General features: G+C 69.9%; 2 protein-coding genes and 1 pseudogene. All 3 read right to left on the bottom strand.

Annotation, left to right across the window (positions count from 1 at the left end; all coding sequences use genetic code 11):
* Positions 1-294: 294 nt before the first annotated feature.
* Positions 295-969 carry a hypothetical protein gene (locus AC3XYG_RS40010; RefSeq protein ID WP_489145488.1) on the bottom strand — a complete coding sequence of 225 codons (675 nt, stop codon included), beginning with the start codon at positions 967-969 and terminating at the stop codon, positions 295-297.
* 205 nt (positions 970-1,174) lie between these two features.
* Complete coding sequence (locus AC3XYG_RS40015) at positions 1,175-2,032, bottom strand: SDR family NAD(P)-dependent oxidoreductase (protein ID WP_489145489.1); 858 nt, start codon at positions 2,030-2,032, stop codon at positions 1,175-1,177.
* 32 nt (positions 2,033-2,064) lie between these two features.
* A pseudogene (locus tag AC3XYG_RS40020) lies at positions 2,065-2,333 on the bottom strand (hypothetical protein); the annotation flags it as partial.

Genomic DNA, 2,333 nt, shown 5'->3' on the forward strand with positions numbered 1-2,333 from the left:
GCGGCGGCCCGTGGTTCGAGAACTACCAGGATGTCGACTACGCCCAGGAATGGCGCGACACCGCCGCCGAGGTGGAGCGGCTGGGCATCAAGGCCTGAGGGCAGGAGGACCGCCCATCCGGCTCTTTTCTTGCCTCGCCCCGTTGTGCGGGGAGAGGTCGGGCTCGCGCAACGAGACCGGGTGAGGGGCCGGGCACGGGCGGCGGGAGAGAGCCCTCACCCGGAGCCGCTTCGCGTCTCCGACCTCTCCCGCAAGCGGGAGAGGCAACGTAAAACACAGCCCGTCACCTACATTTCAACCTGTGTCGGGCGGGGATGGGCTGCTGGTCTGGAGTTCGGCTGCCTCGCCGGCCGGCCTGGCATAGGGCGAACCCGGCGCCCGGTCGCGGGCCTCGGCCAGGGCCCAATCCTCCTGGGCCCATTGCGACCAGTCGGGCTTGAGGCCCAGGCCCCGGCAGATCAGGGCGACGGTCGCGCCCAGGGGGTGGCCCTGGAAATCCGGGTCCAGATCGGGATCGAGCCCCGCGAGCCGGCCCCGCAGCTTGAACACCAGGGGATGGGGGTTCACCGGCTCGCGCTGGACAATTGCCTCTTCGACGATGCATTTGACCCGGCGCGTGCGCCATTGCTTGCGCACCTCGTCGGCGGCTTCGGCACGTGTGGCCGGGGCTGCCTGCTGCGGCCCGTAGAGAATGCGGGCGATGCGGGACTGCACCGCCGTGATCTGGGCCACCACCCGGGCTTGGCGCTGGAACGCGGTCCTGGCCTCCGTGATCCGGGTGCGGATCGCGGCCGGGTCGGGCTTCGCGGCGTCGTCCGGCACCGGAGCTATAACCTCGGTGTGCATCACCTCGGCCTGCTCCATCGCCATCTCGGCCAGCCGGTCCAGCCGCTGGATCTGCTTCAACGCCAGCGCCCGGCCTGGGTCGGCCGGTTCGGCTGGCGTGGGGGAGATTGGGGCGATGCTCATGAACAGATCATGAACGAATCGCCCGGACGGGCACAATGAACGAGTTGTGACCCTTATCCGCCGTCATTGCGAGGAGGCGAAGCCGACGACGCAATCCATGGCGCCGGTTCGGGCTGCCCGATGGATTGCTTCGCTGCGCTCGCAATGACGGTGTGGGGAGTTTGCGGGTTGGGCTCGCAGGCGCGAACCCAAACCGCGATGCTGTCTAATCGCCCTTGGCCATGTACGCCGCGAAATCGGCCTTGTGGTCGGGGTGCCAGCGCGACAGGGCCGGGCGGTTGTGGATGATGTCCTCGGCCGCCCAGCGGATGCGCTTCTCGTCGACCGGCCGGGTGACGTCGTTGTCGGGGCACAGGATGTAGAAATCGCCACGGCCGAGCGCATCGAGCATGAAGTCGACCACCTCGTCGGCGCTCCAGGCCGCCGCCGGCTTCTCGGTCGCGCCGCGGGCGGTGATGCCGGTGAAGGTGTAGCCGGGGATCAGCAGATGGGCGGTGATGCCACAGCCTTCGGTCTCGCGCAGCGCATGCGCCAGCCCTTCGGTCAGCGCCTTCACCCCGGCCTTGGAGACGTTGTAGGCGGTGTCGCCCGGCGGGGTGGTGATGCCCTGCTTCGACCCGGTGTTGATGATCAGCCCGTCGCCGCCTTGCCCGATCATGGTCGGGGTGAAGGCCTGGACGCCGTGGATGATGCCGAAGAGGTTGACGTCCAGCACCTGACGCCAGCGGTCGTAATTCTCCCACGGGCCGCCGCCCTGGCCGATGCCGGCGTTGTTCATCAGCACGTCGACCGTGCCGAACACGTCGAGGGCGGCATCGCGCAGCGCCTCCACCTGCTCCAGGCTGGACACGTCGGTCGGCACGGCGCGGACATCGGGCGGGCCGCCGGCCGCGATTTCCGCCACCTCGACCGCGGCGCGGTCCAGCGCCTCGCCGGGCAGGTCGGCCAGCACGACCTTGAGGCCGATCTTGGCGAATCGCTTGGCGGCGGCCAAGCCGATGCCGCCGGCGGCGCCGGTGATGACGGCGACGCGTCCGGGCTGGAGCACGGGATGGGTGGTCATGATCGTCTTCCTGTCTGGTGGGCCCGATGGACTCAGGATTCCGGGAAATCGGCGGCTTCGCTGACCTTGGCCCAGGCCTCGAAATCGCGGCGCAGCGCCTCGATCTTGCCATGGGCGCCGGCGACGGCGGCCTTGCCGAGCAGCAGGCGCAGCGGCGGTTCCGGCGATTCGGCCACCTGGATGATGGCGGCGGCGGCGCGCACCGGGTCGCCCGGCTGCTGGCCGCTGCGGGCACGGATCTGGCGCCAGCGGGCGCCGGCCGTCTCCGCGTAATCGTCGATGACGCGGCTGACCTCGTTGG

The organism is Inquilinus sp., from assembly GCF_057815775.1.